Genomic DNA, 23,148 nt, shown 5'->3' with positions numbered 1-23,148 from the left:
GGGTGAACAGCCCGCCGCCGGTGGGTCTGCCGCCGCCCGGCGCACCCCCGAGCACCGTCGCGGTGGTGGCGGTCGTCGTGATCGCGGCCGACCGCGCCGAGGCGACCAGGTCCGTCCCGTTGGCCGGGCCGTCGGTACTGCCCGGGCTGTCGGTACTGCCCGGGCCGGTGCCGGTGCCGAGGGGGCCGTCCGGCGCCGCTCGGCGGCTCGACGATCAGGTGCTCGACCAGGCGGTCGACCTGCGCGTGGTCGAGGTCCATCTCGGGGCGCGGGCACCTGTGGCGACCTCCGGGGTGTCGTCGAGCGCGCACCTGGTGCTCTGCCTGCCCGCCGGTACATCCCTGGGCGCGGCGGTCGCCGCCGCCCTCGATCTCGCCGGCGGCCCGCCCCCCGGCGGATTCGTCTGGCTGCTCGACCAGCACACCGTGCCCGCGGCGGACACCCTGCGCACGTTGTTGGCCTACGCCCGGGTCGATCCCGGAGCCGCGGTGCTCGGCCCGAAGCTCCGTCGCGGCGTCGCGGCGCCGCGGTTGCTGGAGGTCGGCGCGAGCGTCGACCGGGCCGGACGGCGGCACACCGGCATCCGCGCCGGCACACCCGACCACGGGCAGCACGACGGCGTGCGCGACGTCCTGGCTGTCTCCTGGCGGGGGCTGCTGGCCCGTTCCTGGGCTTGGCGGCGCCTGGACGGACTCGATCCCACCCTCGCGGCCGCCCACGATCTTGACCTGGGCTGGCGGGCCGCCCGCGCCGGGCTTCGCACCGTCGTCGTCCCGATGGCCGTGCTCACCGAACCGATCTCACAGCCGGGCCGGCTCGACCCGAGCCGCGCCGAGCGGGTGGCGGCGCTGCGGATCGGACTCGCCCACACCGCCCTGCCGCTGCTGGCCCCCGCCGTGCTGGCCCTGCTGGGCATGACCCTGCTGCGCGCCCTGCGCCTGCTGACGCGCGGCCGCGGCCGGCTCGCCGCCCGCGAACTCGCCCTGCCAGCCCTGGTCCTGGGGCGGCCTGGCGCCGTCCTGCGTCTGCGGCGACGTGCGGCCCGCACCCGGACGGTGCCCCAGCGGGCCGTCCGCTCGCTGTTCCCGCGAGGCCTGGTCCACCCGGCCCGTCCACTCCGACGGTCGACCCATCACGAACCTCCGCCACCCGCGCCGCGGCCCCCCGCGCCGTCGATTCCCGCCCCACGCGCTCCCGCTCCGCCCACCTGGGCCGCTCCGCTGGCCGCACCCGACAGGCCCGGTCCGCGGGCCGCGACCCCGTCTACCGTCGGCCGTCCCGCCGGGACCCGGCCGGCCGCACTCCGGCGCACCACCGCACCGGGTGGCGCCTCGGGGGCTCCAGCGGCTGTCGCCGCGGACGCTTCGGGGGGCCGTTCCGTGGCGGTCCTGGTCGTGTCGCTCGCGGCCGTCGGACTGGTGGCGATGCGCGCGATGCCGGTGGACGCCCTCGGCGCCGGGCTGCCGATGCCCGCGGACGTGGGCGAACTGTGGTCGGCGGTGTGGTCAGGGCGACTACCCGGGCCGGACGGGCTGGTCGGACCGTTGGACGGCGGGCAGCCGATCCCACCGATCGTCGCGCTGATCGCCGCGGTCGCCAGCGTCCTGGGTGGCCGGGTGACGGCCGCCAGCTGGCTGCTACTCGCCCTGGGACCGGCCCTGGCTGGCTGGAGCGCGCACCGGGCCCTCGGACGGCTCGAGTGGACGCCAGGCCAGTCCCGTCCGCTCGTGCGCTGCGCGCTGGCCGCCGGGTACGCGCTCAACCCGGCGCTGACCGCGGCCGTGCTGGCCGGCCGGGTCGACACCGTCGGGGCGCTTGTCGCGCTCCCACTCGTGCTGGCCCACGCCGACGCCGTCCTGCGCGGACCGGTGGGTCCCGGGGAGGCGCACTGGGCCCGTCCGCGCGCCGCGCTCACACTCGCGGTGAGCCTGACCGCTCTGGTCGCCTGCGCCCCGCCGCTGGCCGCTCCCGCCTGGGTCGTGCTGGTCGCCTGCGTCCTGCTCGTGCGCCCGGCCCGGCTGCCCGACGTGGCCGTGGCACTCGCCGGCTCGGTGATCCCCCTGATCCCCCTGCTGTCGGCGGGCGCGTGGTCGACCCCCGTGACCTCGCTGGCCGCCGTGCCGCGCCCCGCGCTGGGACTGCTGGCCGGTGCGGGTACCCGACCGACCTCGGTCTACCTGGGCCTGCTGGCCGGATGCCTGTTCTGCTGGCTGATCGGACGTTGGCACGCGACCCCGACGGCCCGCCGAAGCGCCACCACCGGCTGGTGCCTGCTCCTGCTGGGAATGGCCGCGGTGCTGATCACGCCGCGGCTGGCCGCGGGCCGGCGTGTGGGCGCCGCGCAGGCATGGTGGGCCGCACCCCAGTACGGCCTCGTGCTCGCCGCGGCGTTGCTCGTCGCCGCCGCCCTGGCCCTCGACCCGCAGCGGCCACGCCGGGGGCGGATCGCCCGACCGACCGCGGTCGCGATGACCACCCTGATCCTGGCGACCCCCGTCGCCCTCGCCGCGGACCGGCTGGTCAGCGGCACCCGCTGGCGCGGCAGTCCCGCCTCCTGGCTGCGTGCCACCGCCGGCGTCGACGACTCGACCGCCGCCGATCCTGACCAGGACGCCTCGTCGGGCAGCGGTGCCTCGGGTGCGCTGGCCGCCTGGTCGGGCACCGCGGGCCAGGCGGGCGAGGACTCCTCGGCCGTGGCCCGCGCGATCCTCGCCCGGATCCGCACCGAACCGCGCGGATCCCGCCTGCTCCTGCTGGACCGGTCCGAGCGCTCCGGGCTGGTCCGCTACGCCCTGGCCACCGCCTCCGGCGAGCGTTATCCCGCCGGCCTGGTCGGGCCGCCACGGCCGGCCGCCGACTTCGTCGCATCCGTCGCCACCGGTCTGACCAGCGGATCCGACCGGGCCGGCGGCTGGCTGCCGCTGCTCGGTGTCGTCGCGGTCGGCGTGCCCACCGCGGACGCGTCCGCCACGCTCGTCGACCGCCTGGACGAAAGCCCCGCCCTGGTCCGCGACCGCCCCCGTCCTGGCCTGCTGCTGTGGCGCCCCGCCAGCGGACCCGTCGCCCCGGCTCGTCCCGGCGCCCCACCCGCCACGCCGGCCGCCTACATCGTCGACGCCGCTGCCCCCAGCTCCGACGCCAATGCCTCCGGTTCGGACGCGGCTGCCACCGGTTCCGGATCGGCCGGGCGGGCAGCCGGCGCCGAGGCGCTCATGGCCGCGCCGACGTCCGCCCGGCTCCTTCCCGCGGACGGCGCCCTGCCCGCCCGAGCAGCCGTCCCATCTCCACGGGCCGGGTCCGCGGGGGCCGGGTCCGCGGGGGGCGACGGTGCGCGGGAGCTGGTTCTGACCACGCCGGCGGGAAACGGCTGGCGGGCTTTTGCCGATGGGCGACCGTTGTCCCGGTTCACCGCCTGGGGGTGGGCCGCCGGATTCCACCTGCCCGCGGATCTGCCCGCCGGCAGCCAGGTGCGCGTCGAACGGGACGACACCGCGGCCCACCTGCGGGTCCTCGTGCAGATCGCGGCGTTGGGCCTGCTGCTGCTCGCGCTGGCCGGGGTCGGTCTGCGCTCCCGCCTGATCGGACCGGTCACGATGACCGATTATCCGGCCCTGGGGCGGCTCCGCGGCCCCAGGGCGGGCCCGCGGGGCCGCTCGGTGCGGCGGGTCGTGCTGCGCACGGTCGTACCGCTGGCCGTCATGGGCCTGGGAGGTGCGTTCCTCATCGACGAAGGTGCTGGTCCCGGGGTGCCACCGCAGGCGTCGATCGGGGTGCGGCAACTGGCCTGCCCCGACCCGACGATCATCCAGCCACGTGCCCGTGACGCCGTGCTGCCCGGTTCCGTTCGTCTCGACGTGACCCTGGGCGCCGAGGCTGGCGGCAATGGGCAGGTCAGGGTGGCTCCGGCGGCGTCGGGTGGCGTCGGGGTGTCCGTCCGGGAACGTGGAGGATGGCTGCGGCTCGCACCGCAGGATCGCGGGGGGACCGGGGCCCGGCTGGTCTCGGGACGAGGCGCCTCGGCCGCGGGCCTCGCCGCGACGGTGACCACCAGCGGCGACGGTGCCGGCCCGGCCCTGGCGGCCTGCGCCCCGCCGCGGGCCCGCAGCTGGTTCGCCGGGCCGTCCACCGAGGTCGGCAGGGACCCGCTGCTCGTGCTGGCGAATCTCGCCGACACCCCGGGGCAGGCCAGCGTGCGGGTCCTCACCGACGGGCCGGCCGCCCCCGGGCAGGACGTCAACGTCGCCCCCGGACATGCGATCGTTCGCCGGCTCGCCGCCTTCGCGCCGGAAGCCGCGGTGACCGCGGTGGACGTCCAGGTGCGGACCGGCCGCCTGCTGACCTGGATGGTCGATCGTTCGAGCGCGCGGGGTCCGTTCGCGGCGCCACGGCTGGTGCCCGCGACCGCACCGGCGGCACGTCGCCTGGTACTCGGCGGGGTGGTCGTCCCCGCCGGCCCGCCGGCGCCCGACTCCACCCTTGTCCTGGCCGCGCCGGAAGGGTCCGCGAAGGTCCGGATCAGCGTGCTGACCCCCGCCGGGTCGCACGTTCCGCCCGGACTCGCCGGGGTCCGCGTCCCGGCCGCCGGGGTCACCAGGGTGTCCGTTCCGCTGCCCGCCGGCCCGGCCAGCGCGCTGCTCGTCGAATCGCTCGGCGCCGAGGACCCCGACGGAGCCGCGGCCGCGGCGGGCGGCGGAGGCGGTGCGCCGGTGGTCGCCGAGCTGGGGCTGGCCTCGGGCTGGAAAGGCGTCCGTACCTGGGCGGGCGCCACCCGACTGGAACCGTCGGACGGCCGCCCGGGCCTGGACGGCTACAGCCGCGGTGTCGGCCTGACCGACCCGGACGGCCCCAGCGCCGGTGCCGGCACGGCCGCCGACGCGGTCGTCGCGGTCCCCCCCGTCCCCGCCGGTGCCGCGGGCGCCCTCGTCCTCACCGCGCCGCTGGGACCTGTCACCGCCCGCCTGGACGGCACGGACATGCGCCTGGGGGCTGGCTCGGTCACCGTCGTGGCGCAGCCCACCCGACCACCCGCCGCCCGGCTCACCGCCACCGGCGGCCCGCTGATCGCCACCGCCATCGCCGGCGCCCCACCCACCACGGGGCCCGCCGGAGCCGGCCCGCGACCACGCCTGCCACGGATCCTCTCCGCGGTCATCCCTCTGCGTGGCGCGCCCACCCTGGTGGACGCACTGCCCGCCGTCGCCGACCCCGGCCTCCCCTACCGCTGACAGCCCCACCGCTGACGGTGTCCGGCATGTGGCGTCCGGCGTCGGCGTCTGGTGCCGGCGTCCGATGTCGGTGTCCGGTGTCCGGCCAGGGGCGTTCAGTCGCCGGGGGCGGCCAGGAAGACCCGTCCGTGTCCGGAGAGAACCACGTCGGACGGGGCGGTCACCAGGGCCGATTCGCCGCGGCGCAGGGTGAGGGGCGGCGGGTCGGCCGCGTCACCGTCGGTCACCGCCCGTTCGGGTGCGCCGGCGTCGGCGACCGGGTCCCCGTCCGGCCCCGTGATCGTCGCGGTGACCTGGCCGTCGACCGCGAGCAGGACCGTCGGGCGGCCCACCGCGAGAGCACCGCCGGTGCAGACAGCCTCGGTCAGGGCGAAGTCGACGACCGGGACATCCCAGCGGTGGAGCTCGCCGCCCGGGCCGGTGAGCAGGGGGCGAGGCGGTTGGACCGGGGCGTCGCTCGGCGTGGGGTCGAGGATGCGCAGCAGCTCGTCCACATCTATGTGCTTGGGAGTCAGACCACCGCGCAGGACGTTGTCGGACGCCGCCATGATCTCGATCCCCAGTCCGTCGACGTAGGCGTGCAGCAGCCGGGCCGGTTGGAACAGCCCCTCGCCGGGCGCCAGTGTGACGTCGTTGAGCAGAAGAGCGGCGGCCGTCCCCACGTCGCCGGGATGGGCCGCGGCCAGCCGTCCCACCAGGTCCGCCGCCCTGGAAAGATCATCGCCATCGAGGTCCGGCGGGCCAGCCGTTTCGGCCAGGTCAGCGCGGTCAGCGCGGTTGGCGGGACTGGTCGGCGCTGGGGCACCGACGTGCCGGCGGGCGGCGGCGACCAGGTCGTCCACCAGCGCCTTCGCGGGGGCGGCGGGCAGGGTCAGCAGCGTTCGCAGGACGGCGGACGCGCCCGCCCGCGGATCGGTGACCAGGGGGGCGAAGGCCGCGGTGAGCGCGGGCACACCGAAGCCGGCGACGACGGCGAGGGTGCGCGCGGGATCGCGGATGCCCGCGAGCGCGCGGAACGGGGTCAGCGCGACGATCAGCTCGGGCTTGTGATTGGGGTCACGGTAGCGGCGCAGCGGATCGTTGAGCGCGAGACCCGCCGCCTCGTCCGCGGCGAAGCCGGCCCCGGCCTGGCTGACATCCGGATGCACCTGCAACGACAGGGCGCGATCGGCGGCGAGCACCTTCAGCAGGAACGGCAGGGCGCCCACGAACTCGGCCGCCGGCCGGACCCCGTTGGCCGTCTCGACCAGTCCGGGTGCCACCGGATGGGTGCCCAGCCACAGCTCGGCGACCGGGTCACCGGTCGGTGGCGCCCCCAACAGCGCCGGGATGGCCGTCGGTGAACCCCAGGCGTAGCCCTGAAGCACACCGCGTAGTGGGAGCACGCGGGCGCGGCGTCCGGTAACGGCACCGCCTGCGGCCGCGGACGGGTGGACGGTGGTGCCCTCGGGTGCCCTCGGCGGCACACGAACGTGCGCCGCGGGGGAGGTGTTCCTGGTCACGATCTCCCTCAGGAAGTACCCGGTGGCGATCGACGCCACCGGGTGCCCTCCGGTCAGTCCTCGTCGCCCCAGCCGTGGCCCTCGGGGTCGATCACGGCCGGATCGACGCCCATCATCTCGGCCACCTCATGAATGATCGCGTCGAGGACCAGCTCGGCGAGCTCCTCGTTGTCGACAGTGCGGGCCTCGATCGGCCGGCGATAGACGACGATCCGCCGCGGGGTCGCTGACCGGCCTTTTCCCGCGGCCGGCTGGTATCTCGCGAGCGGGATCTCCTCGTCGCCGACCGCGATCGGTGGGACGTCCTCCACCGCGAACTCGACGTCGGCGAGCTCGCCCGACCAGCGGTGGTCGAGGTGCTCCACCGCGTCCAGCACGAAGTCGTCGAACCGGTCGCCGCGGGTCGCGTAGGCGGGCACGTCCGGGGGCAGCATCATGCCGCGCACACCCCGACCGCGCCGGTCACGGCGACGGCGGACACTGATCGGCCGGCCCGCGCAGGGGAACCGCTCGAGGTCGGTCACCCTGTGAGCGTAGCGTTCGCGACAGGGACTTCGATCGGCCAGGCGTCGGGCGTCCGCGGACCCCGGCACCTTCCGGGGCTCGACCGGCACCGGCGCTGTGCCAATCGAGGACCCCGCCGGTCACTCGCCCGTGGCCGCGACCGACCATAGAGCCGTACGACCCCCGACTCCCTCCCTGACCGAGGAGGTTCCATGAGCTTGATGATCTCAATAGTCCGCGTGGTACCCGTGCTACGCGGGGGATCGGATGCGGGGAGCAATGAATCGGTCGACAACGCGTGACGATTCAGCCTCGCGTCACGCGACACGACGATTGGTGGTGGCCGTCGTCCGTTCCGGGGGCTACCGTCCGGAACGTGAAGCCTCGGCGCTGCTCCCGCTCGGCCTGTTCGGCAGCCGCGGTTGCCACGCTCACGTATGCCTACGCCGAGTCGACGGCGGTGCTGGGCCCGCTCTCCCCGTACGTCGAGCCGCACTCGTACGACCTGTGCAGCACACACGCGGATCGGCTCACGGTGCCGCTCGGGTGGGCGGTCGTCCGGCTTGAGGCCGAAGCCGAGGCCGAGGCGTCCCGCGAAAGCGAGCGCGAGGCCGCCGCCGATGACCTCGAGGCGCTGGCCGACGCCGTCCGGGAGGCCTCCCGTCGGGGGCCCGAGACGCCGCGCCGCGGTCCCGAACCGCCACCCGCGGGTGGCGCCGGTCCCCAGGGTGGTGGCGGCGCCCCTGATCCCGGTGGTCGGCGTGGGCATCTACGGGCGGTTCCCAGCCCGTCCTGAGGCGGCCGGTCCGTCCGGCGTGGACGTGGGCCGCCGGTGTCGCCGAGAGTGATCGGCGGCGGCCGGCGTTGTCCTCGGTGTTGGCCTCGCCGGATCCGGCACCGGGGCTGTCGGTGGTGGCGGATATCGTCGTGCCTGACGGCGGCGGTAGTCGCCGTAGGTGCCGGAGCACCCGCACACCGGTGGAGTTCCACCACGGGTCGGGGTCACCATGGGTGCGCTCACGACCGGTGCGGGGGACAGCCAGGTGAAGGGCGGGGAATCCGATGCGCGACCTTTCGCGGATCTTCAAGGCGTATGACGTCCGGGGAGTCGTCCCGGCCGAGTTCGACGCGGACATCGCACGCGCCACCGGGGCCGCGTTCGTGCGCCTGCTCGGCGCCGAGCAGATCGTCACCGCTCACGACATGCGGGCGTCCTCGGTACCGCTGGCCGCCGCGTTCGCGCGCGGCGCGACCGAACAGGGCGCCGACGTGATCGCGGCCGGGCTCGGCTCGACGGATCTGCTCTACTACGGCGCCGGTGCCCTGGACATCCCGGGGGCGATGTTCACCGCCTCGCACAACCCGGCGAAGTACAACGGCATCAAGCTGTGTCGCGCCGGCGCCGCGCCGATCGGCCAGGAGACCGGGCTCGCCGACATCCGCGCGCTGGTGGAGCAGGGCGTGCCCGCCGGGTCCGGGCGCCAGGGCACGATCACCGAACGTGACCTGCTCGCCGACTACGTCCGCCATCTGCGCACGCTGGTGGACCTCGGCGGCATCCGTCCGCTCGTCGTCGCGGTCGACGCCGGCAACGGCATGGGCGGGCTGACCGTGCCCGCGGCCCTCGCGGACCTGCCGCTCACCGTCATCCCGCTGTACTTCGAGCTCGACGGCACCTTCCCGAACCACGAGGCCAACCCGATCGAGCCCGCCAACCTGCGCGATCTGCAGGCCGCGGTCCGGTCCTCGGGGGCCGACATCGGCCTCGCCTTCGACGGCGACGCCGACCGGTGCTTCGTGGTCGACGAACGCGGCGAGATCGTGTCCCCGTCCGTCATCACCGCCCTGGTCGCCGACCGTGAACTCACCCGCGAGCCGGGCGGGACGATCATTCACAACGTCATCGTCAGCCAGGGTGTGCCGAAGCTCGTGCGCGAGCGTGGCGGCGTCCCGGTGCGTACCCGGGTGGGGCATTCGTTCATCAAGGCCGAGATGGCCCGCACCGGCGCGATCTTCGGCGGCGAGCACTCCGGCCACTTCTACTTCCGGGACTTCTGGCGGGCCGACTCCGGCATGCTCGCGGCCCTGCACGTCCTCGCGGCCCTCGGCGGGCAGGCCGGGCCGCTGTCGGAGCTGCTCGGCGGCTACGCCCGCTACAGCGCCTCCGGCGAGATCAACTCCGAGGTCGCCGACGCCACGCTCGCCATGCTGGAGGTCGAGAAGGCCTACTCGACCTCGGCCGACAGCGTCGACCATCTCGACGGGCTGACGATCACCTTCCCGAACGGCGCCTGGTTCAACCTCCGTCCGTCCAACACCGAGCCGTTGCTGCGGCTCAATGTCGAGGGCCCGGATGATGAGACGATGCGGGGGCTGCGCGATGATGTCCTGTCGCTGGTCCGGAGCCGAAGGGAACCCTGATGAGTCTCGACCCGCTGCTGCTGGAGATCCTCGCCTGCCCGTGCAGCAAGCACGGTGAGCTGCGGCCCGACGAGCTTGACGGCGCGCCCGTGCTGGTCTGCCTCGCCTGCGGCCTGGCGTTCCCGGTGCGCGACGACATCCCCGTGATGCTGCTCGACGAGGCTGTTCCGTTCACCGGCACCGCCACGTCCGCCACCGCTTCCGCCTCCGGCTGAGGCGGCGTGTACGTCGACGAGTCCGCGCTCGACGATCCCACCCGCCTCGACTCCGGTGGTGTCGCCGGCCTGCTCCCGCAGGTCGCCACCGCCGGTCCGCAGGTCCGCCACAGCGCCGTGCTCGCGGCGGAGGCCGGGTTCGCCCGACTCGCCACGGACGGTCGGCCGCGGGCGATCCTCGTCGTCGGAGTGGGAGGAGCGGCGCTCGCCGCTGACCTGATCGCGGCCCTCGCCGGTCCGGCGGGCCCGGTGCCGGTGCTTGGCCACCACACCTACGGGCTGCCCGGCTGGGTTGGCGTCGCCGATGTGGTCCTCGCCGTGTCCGCCTCCGGTGCCTCGGCCGAGGCACTGTCGGCGGTCGAGGAGGCGGCCCGGCGCGGTGCCCGGGTCGCCGTCGTCGCCCCACCCGACACGCCCCTGGCCCAGATGGCCGCGCTGGTGGCCGCCCCGTGCGTGCCGCTGCCCGGCGGCCGGCCGGCCAGCACCGTGCTGTGGTCGCTCGCGGTACCCCTGCTGATCGCCGGACGGGCCCTGGGGGTGCTACGGGTCGCGGATGCCGCCCTCGAGGCCGCCGCGGTCCGCCTGGAGGGCATCGCGACCCGGTGCCGGGCGTCCAGCGAATCGTTCGTCAACCCGGCGAAGACCCTCGCACTGGAACTCGGCGGCAGCCTGCCCCTGGTCTGGGGCACCTCCGCGGTGACCGCGGTGGCCGCCCGGGGCGCCGTCGACCAGCTCGCCGCGATCGCCCGGTACCCGGCCCTGGCCGGCGGGCTACCGCACCCCGGTCACCTGCAGATCGGCCTGCTCGACGGCCCGTTCGGGGCCCGGATGGGCAGCGGTGGCGCTGGCCCCTCGACGGCGGGCCGCGGCGCTGGGGTCACCGACGACCTCGAGGACTTCTTCCGTGACCGGGCCGACGACGAGGAGACGCCGCTGCGACTGCGGCTGATCCTGCTGCGTGACCCCGGCGCCGAAGCCAGCGAGGTCACCCGGCAGGCGGAGGCGGTCATCGCCGTGGCCGCCGAACGGGGCGTCGGCGTCACCGAACTACGTGCTGAGGGCGCCGACCCGTTGGAGCGGCTCGCCGCCCTGCTCGGCCTCTTCGACTTCACCGCCGTCTACCTGGCCCTCGCCTTCGGTGTCGACCCGAGCCAGACCCTCTCCGCCCACGACCTGGGCCGCTGAGCGTCACCCGGACGGACGGGCAGCACACCAGCGACAAGCACACCAGCGACATCACCGCACCGCTGACACCACCCCACCGGGATGGTGTCAGCGGCCGCCGCCCTGCCCGTCGCCGCCGCCCTGACCACCACCTTGGCCGCCGCCACCGCCCTGGCCGCCACCGCCACCGTTGTTCTGGCCGGTCTGGGGGTTGAAAATACCCGGCAGACCCTGCTGGGCGGGGTCTGTCAGGACACCGGGCAGACCCGCGGCGGGTGTCGGCGCGGGCGGCGGCGGAGTGTTCTGCAGACCGCCCTTGGTGCCGCGGGCCACCGTCGGATCAGCCGCGGGCAGCTGCTCGATCGGCTGGTTCGCCAACGCCGCCCGGATCGACTTGCCGAAGATGATCGCCGGCAGGTCACCGCCGAAGACCCGGGCCCACGTCCGGCCGTCCGCGACCACACCGCGCAGCGGATGCGACTCCGCGCCCGTCGGGTCGCCGACCGACACCGCCGCCGTCATCTGCGGGGTGAACCCGACGTACCAGGCGGCCGAGTACTCGTCGGTGGTGCCCGTCTTACCGGCCGACGGCCGGCCGATCGCCGCGTTGGTGCCGGTGCCACGGATCGGCACGCCAGCCAGCACGCTCGACACCGTGTCGGCGACGCCCTTGGCGAGTACCTGCTCGCACTGCGCGCCCTTGGCGACATCCAGTGAATCCTGGCTCGAATCGACGATCCTGGTGGCGAACCGGGGCGTGCAGCGCAGCCCGCCGGCGGCGATCGTGGCGTAGGCATCGGCCATCTGCAGCGGCGAGACGTACATGTGCTGGCCGCCGCCGATCGCGGTCGCGCCGTCCGTGGCACCGATCTGGTCGGCCTCCGGCGGCGTCACACCGAGCCGCTTGGCCATATCCAGCACCGCGGGAATACCGACCTTCTCCGCCAGTTGGACGTAGAACGTGTTCACCGAATCCCAGGTGGCCCGCGGGATGTCGTAGATTCCGGCCTCGGCCGGGTCGGAGTTCGAATAGCCCTTCGCGCAGTCACCCTCACCGCGGTCGAGCGGGAACTTCGTACTGACGTAACAGGCCGGCGAGTAGAACGCCGTGGACGTGCCGTAGCCCTGTTCCAACGCGGTGGCCAACACGAACGTCTTGAAGGTCGAACCCGGCTGGAAGGTGGCCTTGGTCGGCAGCGAGACCACCGTCTGGTTGGCGGCCGTGTCCGGCCCATAGACCCGGTTGACCGCCATCGCCAGGATGTTCCCGGTACCCGGCTGGATGATGACCTCGGTCGCCGACACCCGGTTGTCGGGCGCGATCGTCGAGTTCACCGCGTCCTGCGCGGCCTGCTGGACCTGCGGGTCCAGCGTCGTGCGGATGACCAGGCCGCCTTCGTAGATCCGGCGGTTGCGTTCCTCGAGGGTGCTGCCCAGCGCCGGGCTCGCCTGCAGCTGCGAACGGACGTAGTCGCAGAAGAACGGGGCGGTGGCGATCACGCAGGAGTCGGCGGCCGCCGGCGGTGCCGGTCGTACGTCCAGGGGCAGCTGCTTGGTCGCGTCCGCCTGGGTGGACGAGATGTAGGAGTTCTCGGCCATCTTGTCGAGCACCGTGTTACGCCGGATCAGTGCGGCCTGCGGGTGGGCGGCCGGGTTGTACCGGGACGGGCTCTGGACCAACCCGGCGAGCAGCGCGGCCTGGGCGACGCTCACCTGGGAGATGGACACACCGAAGTAGTGCTGGGCGGCGGTGCCGACCCCGTACACGCCATCACCGAAGTAGGCGATGTTCAGATACCGCTCGAGAATCTCGTCCTTCGACAGGCGCTTTTCGATGTCGAGGGCGTATCGCAGCTCCTGGAGCTTGCGGTCCAGGGAGTCGCCGGCGGCCACCTCGCGTTCCTCGGGGGTCCGGGCGTTCTGCAGCAGCACGTTCTTGACGTACTGCTGGGTGAGTGTCGAACCACCCTGGGAGACGCTGCCGGACTCGCTGTTGCGCAGCGCGGCCCGGACCACTCCCTGCGGGTCGACCCCGCCGTGCTCGTAGAAACGGGCGTCCTCGATCGCGACGATCGCCTCGCGCATCACCTTCGGGATCTCCCGGCCCGGAACGACGATGCGGTTCTCCGCACCACGCAGGGTCGCGATCGGCGAACCGTCGGCGGCGAGGATCGTCGAGCTCTGTGGCAGCGGCGGCGTGACCAGCGCACCGGGCAGGCCCAGGAAGTGATCGGCGCTGCTCTTGGCGAACAGTCCCACGGCACCGACGAACGGCAGCGCCAGCAGCGCCAGCACCAGACCGATCGCGCCGGTGGTCAACGCCATCTTGCGCAGCACCAGTCGGCGGTCGACCGGGCGTCGCGGCGGCCTCTCGGCCCCCGCGGAACCCGACCAGGCACCGCCACCGCCGGCGCCGAGCACATCCTGCGCGGACCCACCGCCGGCCCCGTCCCCGGATCGTCCGTCATCGGACTCGGGGGAACGCGGAGACGGGCCCTCCACCGCGACGGACCCAGATCGCCCGGTGGCCGCCGCGGGTGCCGTGGCCGCCGGGGAGCCGGGAGCCGTCCCGGCGGCTGCCCGCACGCCGGCTCCCGCCGCGGCCCTGGACCTGACCGCGGGCGAGGGGCTGTGCGGCGCCGTGGGCGCCGCGACCGCGGTGGTCGACGGGCGCGCGGTGGTCGACGGGCGCGCGCTGGTCGACGGCGAGCGGGGCGGTGTGGCCACACGTTCGGCCGCCACGGCGCGGGGCCGGCCATCGGGGCGTGGCGGCACACTGGCCGCGCGGCCCGCCGCTGGCGCCCCCGCCCCACCCGAGCCGCTCCGTGGCAGGGCGCCGGACGGCTCCTGCGTGGGCGCTGTCGCCTCTGTCGGCGTGGCCCGGGATGGAGTGCTCGACTCCCGTCTGCCAGACGTCGCCGTCACCCCCTCCGGTGAGCCGGCGAACTCGCCGGAATACGTAGGACCTCGAACCACGGCCTGCGCCAGCACCAGCATGCGCGAGCCGGTGCTTGGTCGCTTCCCGGCACCGTCCACCCCGCGGTGTGCGCGGCGACGCGGTGCGCGCCGGTTCACCCCGGATGGCCGAGACGGTCCGATACCGCAGGTAACGGTAGACGAGGGATTCCGGCCCGGGCCAACCGGCGGCTACCTGATGTGCGGTCTGCCCCTGTTTGTTTAGGCGACGTTAAGGGAGTGGGGTTCCGGTGGCCTGGATCACCATTTCCCGGCGCCGGGCCCGTAGCCCGGTCCAGGGCCAGGTAGGTGGCCTGTTCCGGGTCCCGGTCCGGGTCCGTGACCCGGTGTGGGCGTGTAACCCGGCGTGGGCGTGTAACCCGGCGTGGGCATGTGGCCCGGGGTGGGCTGCTGGCCAGGGGGCGCGGTCCGTCGACGGCTCGCCTGGCGTTGTGCGATCAGCCGCGCGTAGCCGCGCCGACTCCGTTCGGCCAGGACGGCCGACAGATACGCCCATCCTGGTGTGCCGGGCGGTGGCGGCGGGGTGACCACGGCCCGCATCTCCTGGACGAGACCACTGCCGAGACGTTCCAACGCGGGTGCCGACAGCGCGTGGGCCCGGCTCAGGAACTGACGGGTACGCAGCGCCAGCGAGTCGTCCAATCCGGACAGGTCGAGCAGGCCCGCCCAGCCGAGCAGGGGCGGCGGGACGAACGGCGGCGAACTGACCGTGCGCGGCACGCTGACCTGGAGCACGACCGTTCCGGCGAACACGTCCCCGAGCCGTTTGCTGGTCCGCGAGCTGATCATGCAGATGATCGCCGGCAGGCCGAACAGGATGCCCGGTCGTTCGACCACCGCGCCGACCAGGCCACGGACGAAGGCATGCCGGAAACGGATCGGGCCGCCGTCGTCGCGCACGACCCGCAGGCCCAGCGCCAGCTTGCCAAGGGTCCGTCCGCCGCTGAGGGTCTCGCAGGCCACCGGATAGCCGATCACCACGGTGACATAGACCAGCAGCACCATCGCACTCACCAGCGCGTCATCCTCGGGCCGCACCACGAGCAGGACGACCGTGACCAGGAAACCGAGCAGGTAGACTTGGGCGAGCAGGTCGATCCCGCCAGCGACGAGCCGGGAACCCAGCCGCGCCACCCGCAGATCGATGGCGACGGCCTCGCCGGTGATGATCGTTTTGGCACCCACGGCCTCGCCCGGGACCACCCTCGGCGCCGGGATGCCGCGCACGGCTGTGCTCATCGCGCCGTCGGCAATGTCATGCGGGCCCCCGGAACTCCGATGTGTACCAGGCGTGAGCCTACGGCGGCCATGCGGATGGTGTCCTGACGTGTCCCGGACGGACGATGCCCGTGATCCGTCCTCTCGCCGTCTGCGAGGATGACTCTGCCATGGATCTCGATGCGTTCGTCGCCGTGCACCGACCGGTCTGGGTCCGGCTCGGTCACCTTGTGGACCGGGCGAGCCGTCCGCGCCGGATGCGTGCCGTCGAGCTCGACGAACTGGTCGACCTGTACCAGCGCACCGCCACCCACCTGTCGGTCATCCGGACCCGGTCGTATGACACGGATCTGGTGGATGACCTGACGAACCTCGTCACCCGGGCCCGGGCCGTGGTCGCCGGGGCGTCGGACCCCGGGTGGCACGTCCTCGGCCGTTTCCTCACCGTGACCTTCCCGTTGGCCGTGTACCAGCGGCGCTGGTGGGTGCTGGCCACGGCCGCCGGATCGGTGCTGCTGGCCCTGGCGATCGGTGTGTGGATCGTCAACGATCCGCAGGCGCGGGCCAGCGTGATCCCGCCGGACTCGGTGGAGCGGCTGTGCCGCTCCGACTTCGCCTCCTACTACTCCGAGAATCCGGCGGCGTCGTTCGCGAGCCGGGTCTGGACGAACAACGCCTGGGTGTCGGCGGCGGCGGTGGCGGGCGGGGTGGTCCTCGGCCTGCCGACCCTGCTGGGGCTGCTGGTCAACGCGGTGAACGCGGGGATTCTCGGCGGCTACATGTCCGGCTGCGGGCGCACCGGCCAGTTCTTCTCCCTGATCCTTCCGCACGGTCTGCTGGAACTCACGGTGGTGTTCGTCGCGGGCGCGGTCGGGCTGCGGCTGGGCTGGTCGGTCATCTCGCCGGGCCCCCGCCGACGCGTCGAGGCCCTGGCCGCGGAGGGACGATCCGCGGTTCCCGTCGTGCTGGGGGCGGCCCTGGCGCTGGCCGTCTCCGGCGTCATCGAGGCCTTCGTGACTCCCTCCCACCTGCCCACCGCGGTACGCATCGGCATCGGCGCGCTGGCCTGGGCGGGCTTCGTCGGCTACGTGGCCCTCTACGGCTCGCGGGCCGCCGCCGCGGGCGAGACGGCCGACCTGGACGCCGACCTGGACGCCGACCTGGACGCCGACCAGGGCGCCGCCGATCTCGCCCCCGTCGTCTGAGCACACCCCAGCCGCCCGTTCTCAGGGCCCGTGATGGACGGCCTCGACGTTGTGGCCGTCGGGATCGCGCAGGAACACCCCGTAGTAGCCAGGGTGGTACTCGGGCCACTCCCGCGGCGCGTGCAGCACCTCGACCCCACCGGCCACGGCCGCGGCGTGCACGGCGTCGACCGCCTCCCGATCCTGCGCGCGGAACGCGACGTGCAACTCCCGCGCCTCGGCGCCACCCGCCGGACTGAGCCAGAACGCCGGCTGGCCATCCAGGCCGGCCAGGCCCACCACCAGCGCCCCGTCACGTTCGAACCGGACCGCCTCCCGAAGCCCGAGGGCCGCGAACGTGGCCAGGTAGAACGCGCTCGACGCGGCGACGTCGGCCGCCTGCACTCCGATGTGATCGAACATGGGCGGCACTCTACGGCCGCCCTCCGACAGAACGGGCCCGACCCGTCGGCGCCGATCAGCTACCTGACCGATGATGACGGGGTGCGTATCCGGGTGGAGGGTCATGATCTGCCGGGGCGGCGCTGTGGACCGGCGGGTGAGGGCGGGCACGGCGACGTCCACGTCGGGCTGCAGGCGAGGGGTGATCCGTCCGATCTGCTCGGGGTGTACCCCGGTGACGCTGCCACGGCGCTGTGGTCGGTGGAATGCACCGTGCTGGCCGGGCCCGCCGGACCCGATCTGCGTGGCCGCCACGTCCAGGGCCGTCCAGGTGGACGGTTCCTCTACCTGTCGTGGGGTGACGTCGACGCCGCCGGCACGTTCGCGATGTTCCGGCGGGCGAAGCTGATGCTGGACGCGGTCGACCCGACCGTGCTCGCCGCGGCGATCCGCGCCGGGACACTGGTGGGACGGCTGGGCCTCACCGACGCGGCGGGCAACCCACTGTGCGCGGCGGTTCGTCCACCCGCCATCACCTGGTCACCCGGCGCCTGAACCACGCCCCGCGACCAGCCCCCCGCACCAGAATCCCGAACCGGGATCCCGCCCACGCGGTGACGTCAGAGCCGGCCGAGGGACTTCAGGGTGAGGTAGGTGTCGGTGACGGTCGCGGCGTAGCTGGCGGGGGGCGCGTCGACGACCTCCACGCCGCGCTGGCGCAGGGTCTCGGCGAGTTCACGACGGCGCATCCGGGTCTGTTCGGCGGCCGCGGCGGTGTGGACGGCGCGCACGCTGTCGCGTCCGGCGGCCAGTTCGTCCAGACGCGGATCGCGCAGCGCGGCGACGATGACGGTGTGCCGTGCGGTCAGCGTCCCCAGAGCGGGCAGCAGACCCTCCTCGATGACGGCCGGTGCCAGCTCGGTGAACAGCACCACCAGGCTGCGCCGGGACGTCGCCCGCAGAACGCTCGTGACGATGCCGCTGTGATCGGCCTCGACGATCGCCGGTTCCAGACCGGCCATCACGTCGCTGACCCGGGCGAGGTAGGCTTGGTCGTGCGAGCCGGGCAGGGTGGCGCGCGGCACGCTGTCGTGGGCGATGAGGCTGACCCGGTCACCGGCCCGCAGCGCGACGGCGGTCAGCAGCAACGCCGCGTCCAGGGCGTGGTCCAGCCGGGGGGTGTCGCCGACCCGGCCGGCCGAGGTGCGCCCGGTGTCCAGGACACAGACGACCCGCCGGTCCCGCTCCGGCCGGAAGGCGCGGACCACCACGGCACCGCGGCGTGCGGTGGTGCGCCAGTCGATCAGCCGGACGTCGTCGCCGATCACATACTCGCGCAGGCTGTCGAACTCCGAACCGGCGCCCGCCCCGCGGATCGCGACCTCACCTTCGACCTCACGGAGCCGGGCCAGCGCCGCGGGCAGCGCCCGCCGTGACGTGAACGGCGGCAGCACCCGCAGCCGCCACGGACTGTGATGTCGCCTCTGGCGGCCGGCGAGCCCGAGCGGGCCGAGCGTACGCACCGTGATCCGAAACGGGGTGCGGTCACCGCGCCGGGTGGGGGTCAGCATCGTCTCGAGGAAACGTCGTTCCCCGGCGGGCACCACGACCCGGTGGACCCGGGGCTGGGCCCCCGCGGACGGCGACCAGGCGTCGCGGACCTGCGCGCGGACGGTACGGGTGCCGTTGTTGGTGACGGCGAGCACGAGCGGCACCGGCTGACCGAGGCGGGTCGCGGTGGGACCGGAGCGGCTGAACGACATCGTCCGCACCGCACCGGCGAACGCCACATCAGCGGCCACGAGCACCACGATCAGCAGGTTGACCAGCACCAGGGTCAGCCCTGGCGCCGGGGACACCAGCACGAACGCCACCCCGCACAGCGCCAACGCGACCGCGCGGCCACTGATCGCCACTGTCGGACCGCCCGCGCTAGCGGGGTGCCGGAACGGTGGCCAGCACCTGCTCGAGCACGACGTCGGCGGTGACCCCGTCGAGTTCGGCCTCGGGCCGCAGACTGATCCGGTGCCGCAGCGTCGCCCGGGCCAGCGCCTTGACGTCGTCGGGCGTGGCGTAGCCGCGACCGGACAGCCAGGCCCACGCCCGGGTGGTCGCCAGCAGCGCCGTGGCGCCCCGCGGTGACACCCCGAGCTGGACACTCGGCGCCGCCCGGGTCGCCCGGGCAAGATCCACGATGTAGGCGAGCACGTCGGGATGCACCGCGACGGCCCCGACCGCGGCCCGCGCCGCCGCGAGATCCGCCGGACCCGCCACCGCACGCACCCCGGCCGCGGCCAGGTTGGTCGGGTCGAACCCGCCGGCGTGCTGGGCGAGCACCCGGATCTCGTCGTCCCGCGGGGGCAGCGGGAGGGTCACCTTGACCAGGAAACGGTCCAGCTGCGCCTCGGGCAGCGGATAGGTGCCCTCGTGCTCGACCGGGTTCTGGGTGGCCAGCACCGCGAACGGGGTGGGCAGCGGGCGGGGGACACCGTCCACGGTGACCTGGCGCTCTTCCATCACCTCCAGCAGCGCGGCCTGCGTCTTCGGCGGGGTGCGGTTGATCTCGTCGGCGAGAAGCAGGTTGGTGAAGACGGGGCCCTCGCGGAAGGCGAACTCGGAGCTGCGGCTGTCGTAGACGAGCGACCCGGTGACGTCACCGGGCATCAGGTCCGGGGTGAACTGCAGACGCTTGGTGTCCAGCGCCAGCGCCGCCGCCAGCGTCCGCACGAGCAGCGTCTTCGCCACACCGGGCACGCCTTCGAGCAGGGCGTGCCCGCGGCACAGCAGTGCGACGACGAGCCCGCTGACGGCCGCGTCCTGGCCGACGACGGCCCGGGCGACCTCGCCGCGCAACGCGATCAGCGCCCGGCGGGCGGCATCGGGATCGGGGGGCGTCGTCTCGCCCGGCGGCGGTGGCCGGTGCGTCGGCGCACCACCCGCCTTGTGCGGTGTCACCTCACCCGGATCGGCGGCCGGGTCGGCCGACGTCGCGTCGATGTGCGGGGTGGTCACCGTCCACCTACCTGTCGGTCGAGGTCGTCGAGCGCGCGGGCGAGCGCCATCAGCGCGCGATCGGGCTGGTCAGCTGCGCGATCGAGGCCCGTCGACCGGGTCGGGTTCGCACCGGGCCCGGCCGGCTGAGCGGACGGACGCGGCCAGGCCGGCGGCTCCGGGGGCAGACCGCGGGAGCGGGCCTGGTCCACAGCCCGCCCGAACGGGCCCGGTCGGGCATCGATCGGTGCCAGCATGCCCGAACCGTACAGGAGCGATCCAATATCCGAGGGTGACCGGCCGCTCTGCCGCGCGACCGCCGCGACCAGGGCGACCGGATCCGGCTCGGGTGCTCCGGTCGGGCCCGTGCGCAGCGGCAGACCGACCCGTTCGGCCAGCCGGACGCGAAGCCCGGCGCGCAGCACATCGGCGCTTCGGTCCCGAGCCCGGGCCGCGGCGTAGAGCCGACCGTGCCCCTCGACGGACTCCGCCGCGCGGACCACGACCGCCAGCGGTTCCGCCACCGGCGGCCCCAGCCGCCGACCGCGCCACAGCCCCAGCAGCACCACCACCACCGCGAGCTGCAGCACCCCCCACCGGACCCCACCGGGCAGCAGCTCGAAGGGACCGCGGGTGTCCACCGCGTCGTGGCTGGCCGCGGTCGGGGTGACCCAGGCCAGCGTGTCGTGTCGGGCGAGCAGCCCGAGCGCCAGCGCGGCACCGCCGCCGTCGTCCAGGTCACCGTTGGTGAGGAACCGCGCCGAGCCGATCAGCACCAGCCGGCCGCCCCCGGCCGCCGCGCCCGGCGTCGCCCCGCCCGCGGCCGCGCCACCAGGTGTGAGCACCGCCAGCCGCGCCGCCGTGGACGGTTCGCCGTAGCAGAACTCGGCGCGCATCCCACTGCGATCGCCCCCCGCGGCGCGGGTGTAGGCCAGGCTTCCCGTCAGGGACACCGTGCCGGCGACGGTGGCCTCCGACAGCGCGCAGCGAGGCACCGTGCCCCCACCCGGGTTCTCGTCCGCGGCGCGGACTCCCACGTCCAGGACGTCGAGCACCGCGTCGTCGGCGCCGACGAGGACCACGTCCGAGCCCTGCCAGACCTGGCCGAGCAATCCGGCGAGCGTGTCGCGGTCGAGGCGGCCGGGCTGGAACACGACGACCGTGCCGGCCGACCGACGACCCACCGGAACGGTCTCGGCGGGGGTCACGCTCACCCCACGTGCCCGAAGGATCTCGGCCAGCGCGCGAGTGCCGTGCGGCCTGGCCGATCTGACGTCGAACGGTTCGCCGCCGGACGTTCCCGCCGTGAACACCGCCAGCAGCAGGAAGACGAGCACGAACGCCGCGACGACCGCGCCGACCGCCAGGCCCCGGCGCAGCACCGCCGGCCGCGGCCCGGTCCGCACGGACGTGGGCCCCGACCCGCCGGTGCCGACGGCGGTGCCGCCGCTGGTCGGGGCCGTGTTCGGGTTGGTCGTCACGCGGGCACCGCCGACCTGCCGGGCGGGTCGTCGTGTGCGGCGAAGCCGCCGCGCAGCCGGGAAAGCCCGGCGTCGGCCTCGACGAGCACCTGGTAGCCCTCGGCCGTGCCCGGACGGCCGCCGTACCAGGTCTCGCTGAACACGTCCGTCGCGGCCGCGAGGGCGCGCAGCGGATCGGGCTGCCCCGGGGCGGGCTGGCCGCCGGTGGCCCGGGAGACCTCCCCGACCAGTTCGCCCGCGGTACGACCCGGACGTGGTTCCAGGACGCCCTTGTCCGTGAGCATCCGCACGATGGCGCGCAGCCGGGAGCGCATGGCCAGGGCGTACTGCCCGGCGGCGGCCTGCTGGTCGGCCTCGGCTCGCAGCTGCGTCGCCGTCCGGGCGCTGGCGAGCTCGTCGGGCGCGGCCCGTCGCGCCGCTGCGGTGCGCCGCAGCGGCCCCAGCCACCAGCGGGCGGCCCCGAGCACGATCACGGCCACGATCACCAGGGACAGCGCGCCGAGGCCCGGCGCGTGGCTCCCGCCGGTGTCACCCCGCGGGAACAGCCAGGACCACAGATCCACGACCCGATCACCGATCCAGTTCAGGACGCGGTTCCACCAGCTCGTGCCCTCGCGGTGGTAGATCTCGCGGCTGAGTTCGCGGCGTGCCTCCTCCCGCGCGCCGTCGCGGGTGACCGGGCTACCCAGGCTCATCCGCGTGGTCCCGCCCCCGCGGCGCGCTGCCGGGCGGCCTCGGCGAGTGTCACGTCCAGCCCCTCCCGTCGGATGCGTAGATCGACGTAGAGCAGCACCGCGGCGCCGGCGAAGATCGGTGTCGACACGGTCGTCGCCACCAGGTTGCCGATGCCCTCGACGATGTGGCCGGCGATGGTGAGATCACCATCGTAGAACTCACCGAACACTCCCGGCGCGGACACCAGCACGATGCCGGTGACGAGGGCGAACACGGCGCTGAGCATCAGCGACACCAGCATCGCGAGCAGCAGGATGCCGAAGGCCCGCCACCAGGAGCCGCGCACGATCGCCACCGATCGGCGCAGCGCGTGGCGGACCCCGCCGCCTTCGAGGATGTACGCGGGAGTCGCCAGACTCAGGTACACCGCCACCACGATCGCGCCGATCAGCAGCGCGACCGCCCCGAGCACGACGGCGGCCAGCACGGCCAGGGTCAGCGCGGCCAGCCCGGGCAGGCGGGGCGCGATCCGGCGCACCGCCTCGGTCGGCCCGATCCGGCTGCCCAGCGTCGCCTCGCTCACCACGACGCTGAGTACCCCGGACAGGAACAGGCTCAGCACCAGCTCGAGCGCGAAGGACGCGACGGTGGCCAGCACCTGGGTCGTGCGTGACGCGTCCTGCGCGCCGATGGCGATCAGGGTGGAGATGGTCTCCACCACGGCGGCCGAGGCCACCGTCACCCCGATCGTGGCACCCGGGTTCGCGCGGACAGTCGCGAACGTGCCGTCCAGGATCTCCCCGAGGGCCAGGGGACGCAGCGGAATGATGCCGGGCCGGGGCGCCGTGGCCCCCCAGCGCCACGGCCCCGGCGGGCCACCTGGCGCACCCGGCGGAATCCCCAGCGGCGGTGGACCCGCGGACTGCGGCGGCGGACCGACTGGCCCCGGTGGCGGCGCCGGCTGGCCGGGACCGTCGGACCAGCCGGGCGGCTGCGGCGTGCCCCACCTGGGACCGCCGGTGTCGCGCTCGCCGGGTGCCGGCCCGCCGGGCGTGGCCCAGCCGGGTCCTTCTGCCATTGTCGTGTCTCCACTCGTCGTCTTCGTCGTCTCGTTGTCTTCGCCGCCCACGGGCCGCCCACGCGCGGACGGCCGAGGCCGACCGAGGGCCGACCGGGGACCGACCGGGCTG

General features: G+C 74.6%; 18 protein-coding genes. 8 read left to right on the top strand and 10 right to left on the bottom strand.

Features of this window, described 5'->3' with window-relative positions; translation table 11 throughout:
* Nucleotides 1-2: 2 nt before the first annotated feature.
* Nucleotides 3-5,225, top strand: a complete 5,223-nt coding sequence (locus G6R24_RS02780; protein WP_163547597.1) for a DUF5719 family protein — start codon at nt 3-5, stop codon at nt 5,223-5,225.
* A gap of 95 nt (nt 5,226-5,320) precedes the next feature.
* On the opposite strand, the gene G6R24_RS02775 is transcribed toward G6R24_RS02780, so the two are convergent.
* Nucleotides 5,321-6,766 carry a type I phosphomannose isomerase catalytic subunit gene (locus G6R24_RS02775; RefSeq protein ID WP_391530114.1) on the bottom strand — a complete coding sequence of 482 codons (1,446 nt, stop codon included), beginning with the start codon at nt 6,764-6,766 and terminating at the stop codon, nt 5,321-5,323.
* A 14-nt stretch (nt 6,767-6,780) separates the two neighbouring features.
* Nucleotides 6,781-7,251: a metallopeptidase family protein gene (locus G6R24_RS02770; RefSeq protein ID WP_225438048.1), complete on the bottom strand. Its 471-nt coding sequence runs from the start codon at nt 7,249-7,251 to the stop codon at nt 6,781-6,783.
* Nucleotides 7,252-7,607: 356 nt separating this feature from the next.
* On the opposite strand from G6R24_RS02770, the gene G6R24_RS02765 reads away from it, so the two are divergent.
* From G6R24_RS02765 to G6R24_RS02750, 4 genes are all read left to right on the top strand, one after another.
* Nucleotides 7,608-8,027: a DUF3499 domain-containing protein gene (locus G6R24_RS02765; protein ID WP_163547596.1), complete on the top strand. Its 420-nt coding sequence runs from the start codon at nt 7,608-7,610 to the stop codon at nt 8,025-8,027.
* Nucleotides 8,028-8,293: 266 nt separating this feature from the next.
* Nucleotides 8,294-9,652, top strand: a complete 1,359-nt coding sequence (locus G6R24_RS02760) for a phosphomannomutase/phosphoglucomutase (protein WP_163547595.1) — start codon at nt 8,294-8,296, stop codon at nt 9,650-9,652.
* On the top strand, nt 9,652-9,867 hold the full coding sequence (locus G6R24_RS02755) for a Trm112 family protein (protein ID WP_163547594.1): 216 nt from the start codon (nt 9,652-9,654) through the stop codon (nt 9,865-9,867). The genes G6R24_RS02760 and G6R24_RS02755 overlap by 1 nt, the downstream gene beginning before the upstream one ends.
* 6 nt (nt 9,868-9,873) lie before the next feature.
* Nucleotides 9,874-11,052, top strand: a complete 1,179-nt coding sequence (locus G6R24_RS02750) for an SIS domain-containing protein (RefSeq protein ID WP_163547593.1) — start codon at nt 9,874-9,876, stop codon at nt 11,050-11,052.
* 87 nt (nt 11,053-11,139) lie between these two features.
* Here G6R24_RS02750 and G6R24_RS02745 read toward each other — a convergent pair whose 3' ends face one another.
* Complete coding sequence (locus tag G6R24_RS02745; RefSeq protein WP_163547606.1) at nt 11,140-13,356, bottom strand: transglycosylase domain-containing protein; 2,217 nt, start codon at nt 13,354-13,356, stop codon at nt 11,140-11,142.
* Between the two features lie 199 nt (nt 13,357-13,555).
* Here G6R24_RS02745 and G6R24_RS02740 point away from each other — a divergent pair, with 199 nt between their 5' ends.
* Nucleotides 13,556-14,212 carry a hypothetical protein gene (locus G6R24_RS02740; protein WP_163547592.1) on the top strand — a complete coding sequence of 219 codons (657 nt, stop codon included), beginning with the start codon at nt 13,556-13,558 and terminating at the stop codon, nt 14,210-14,212.
* Between the two features lie 35 nt (nt 14,213-14,247).
* Here the strand turns inward: G6R24_RS02740 and G6R24_RS02735 are convergent, their stop codons facing one another.
* Complete coding sequence (locus tag G6R24_RS02735) at nt 14,248-15,246, bottom strand: RDD family protein (protein ID WP_163547591.1); 999 nt, start codon at nt 15,244-15,246, stop codon at nt 14,248-14,250.
* Nucleotides 15,247-15,395: 149 nt separating this feature from the next.
* Between G6R24_RS02735 and G6R24_RS02730 the strand changes: the two genes are divergently transcribed.
* Nucleotides 15,396-16,430, top strand: a complete 1,035-nt coding sequence (locus G6R24_RS02730; protein WP_163547590.1) for a stage II sporulation protein M — start codon at nt 15,396-15,398, stop codon at nt 16,428-16,430.
* Between the two features lie 21 nt (nt 16,431-16,451).
* On the opposite strand, the gene G6R24_RS02725 is transcribed toward G6R24_RS02730, so the two are convergent.
* Nucleotides 16,452-16,832, bottom strand: coding sequence for a VOC family protein (locus G6R24_RS02725; protein WP_163547589.1), 381 nt, complete (start codon nt 16,830-16,832; stop codon nt 16,452-16,454).
* An 81-nt stretch (nt 16,833-16,913) separates the two neighbouring features.
* On the opposite strand from G6R24_RS02725, the gene G6R24_RS02720 reads away from it, so the two are divergent.
* Nucleotides 16,914-17,366, top strand: coding sequence for a DUF5990 family protein (locus G6R24_RS02720; protein WP_175084392.1), 453 nt, complete (start codon nt 16,914-16,916; stop codon nt 17,364-17,366).
* 65 nt (nt 17,367-17,431) lie between these two features.
* Here the strand turns inward: G6R24_RS02720 and G6R24_RS02715 are convergent, their stop codons facing one another.
* Genes G6R24_RS02715 through G6R24_RS02695 form a run of 5 tightly spaced genes read right to left on the bottom strand, consistent with a single transcriptional unit; the run spans nt 17,432 to nt 23,036 of the window.
* A complete protein-coding gene (locus G6R24_RS02715) occupies nt 17,432-18,727 on the bottom strand; it encodes a DUF58 domain-containing protein (RefSeq protein ID WP_163547588.1) in 1,296 nt (431 codons plus the stop codon).
* A gap of 16 nt (nt 18,728-18,743) precedes the next feature.
* Nucleotides 18,744-19,823 carry an AAA family ATPase gene (locus G6R24_RS02710; RefSeq protein ID WP_420811331.1) on the bottom strand — a complete coding sequence of 360 codons (1,080 nt, stop codon included), beginning with the start codon at nt 19,821-19,823 and terminating at the stop codon, nt 18,744-18,746.
* Nucleotides 19,820-21,283, bottom strand: coding sequence for a DUF4350 domain-containing protein (locus tag G6R24_RS02705; RefSeq protein WP_225438046.1), 1,464 nt, complete (start codon nt 21,281-21,283; stop codon nt 19,820-19,822). Before G6R24_RS02705 ends, G6R24_RS02710 begins: the two co-directional genes overlap by 4 nt.
* Nucleotides 21,280-21,978: a DUF4129 domain-containing protein gene (locus G6R24_RS02700; protein ID WP_163547587.1), complete on the bottom strand. Its 699-nt coding sequence runs from the start codon at nt 21,976-21,978 to the stop codon at nt 21,280-21,282. The genes G6R24_RS02705 and G6R24_RS02700 overlap by 4 nt, the downstream gene beginning before the upstream one ends.
* Entirely contained in the window at nt 21,975-23,036 is a 1,062-nt protein-coding gene (locus tag G6R24_RS02695; RefSeq protein ID WP_163547586.1) for a hypothetical protein, read from the bottom strand. The genes G6R24_RS02700 and G6R24_RS02695 overlap by 4 nt, the downstream gene beginning before the upstream one ends.
* Between the last annotated feature and the right edge of the window lie 112 nt (nt 23,037-23,148).

This window comes from Candidatus Frankia nodulisporulans (assembly GCF_902806475.1).
GTDB lineage: Bacteria > Actinomycetota > Actinomycetes > Frankiales > Frankiaceae > Frankia > Frankia umida.
This window is presented reverse-complemented; position numbering and strand designations above follow the sequence as displayed.

What these genes read in the sequence shown, in the direction of transcription:
- G6R24_RS02760 (WP_163547595.1), top strand. Translation starts at nt 8,294, where the DNA reads ATGCGCGACCTTTCGCGGATCTTCAAGGCGTATGACGTCCGGGGAGTC.
- G6R24_RS02725 (WP_163547589.1), bottom strand. Translation starts at nt 16,832, where the DNA reads ATGTTCGATCACATCGGAGTGCAGGCGGCCGACGTCGCCGCGTCGAGC.
- G6R24_RS02745 (WP_163547606.1), bottom strand. Translation starts at nt 13,356, where the DNA reads ATGGCGTTGACCACCGGCGCGATCGGTCTGGTGCTGGCGCTGCTGGCG.
- G6R24_RS02755 (WP_163547594.1), top strand. Translation starts at nt 9,652, where the DNA reads ATGAGTCTCGACCCGCTGCTGCTGGAGATCCTCGCCTGCCCGTGCAGC.
- G6R24_RS02695 (WP_163547586.1), bottom strand. Translation starts at nt 23,036, where the DNA reads ATGGCAGAAGGACCCGGCTGGGCCACGCCCGGCGGGCCGGCACCCGGC.
- G6R24_RS02700 (WP_163547587.1), bottom strand. Translation starts at nt 21,978, where the DNA reads ATGAGCCTGGGTAGCCCGGTCACCCGCGACGGCGCGCGGGAGGAGGCA.
- G6R24_RS02735 (WP_163547591.1), bottom strand. Translation starts at nt 15,246, where the DNA reads ATGAGCACAGCCGTGCGCGGCATCCCGGCGCCGAGGGTGGTCCCGGGC.
- G6R24_RS02730 (WP_163547590.1), top strand. Translation starts at nt 15,396, where the DNA reads ATGGATCTCGATGCGTTCGTCGCCGTGCACCGACCGGTCTGGGTCCGG.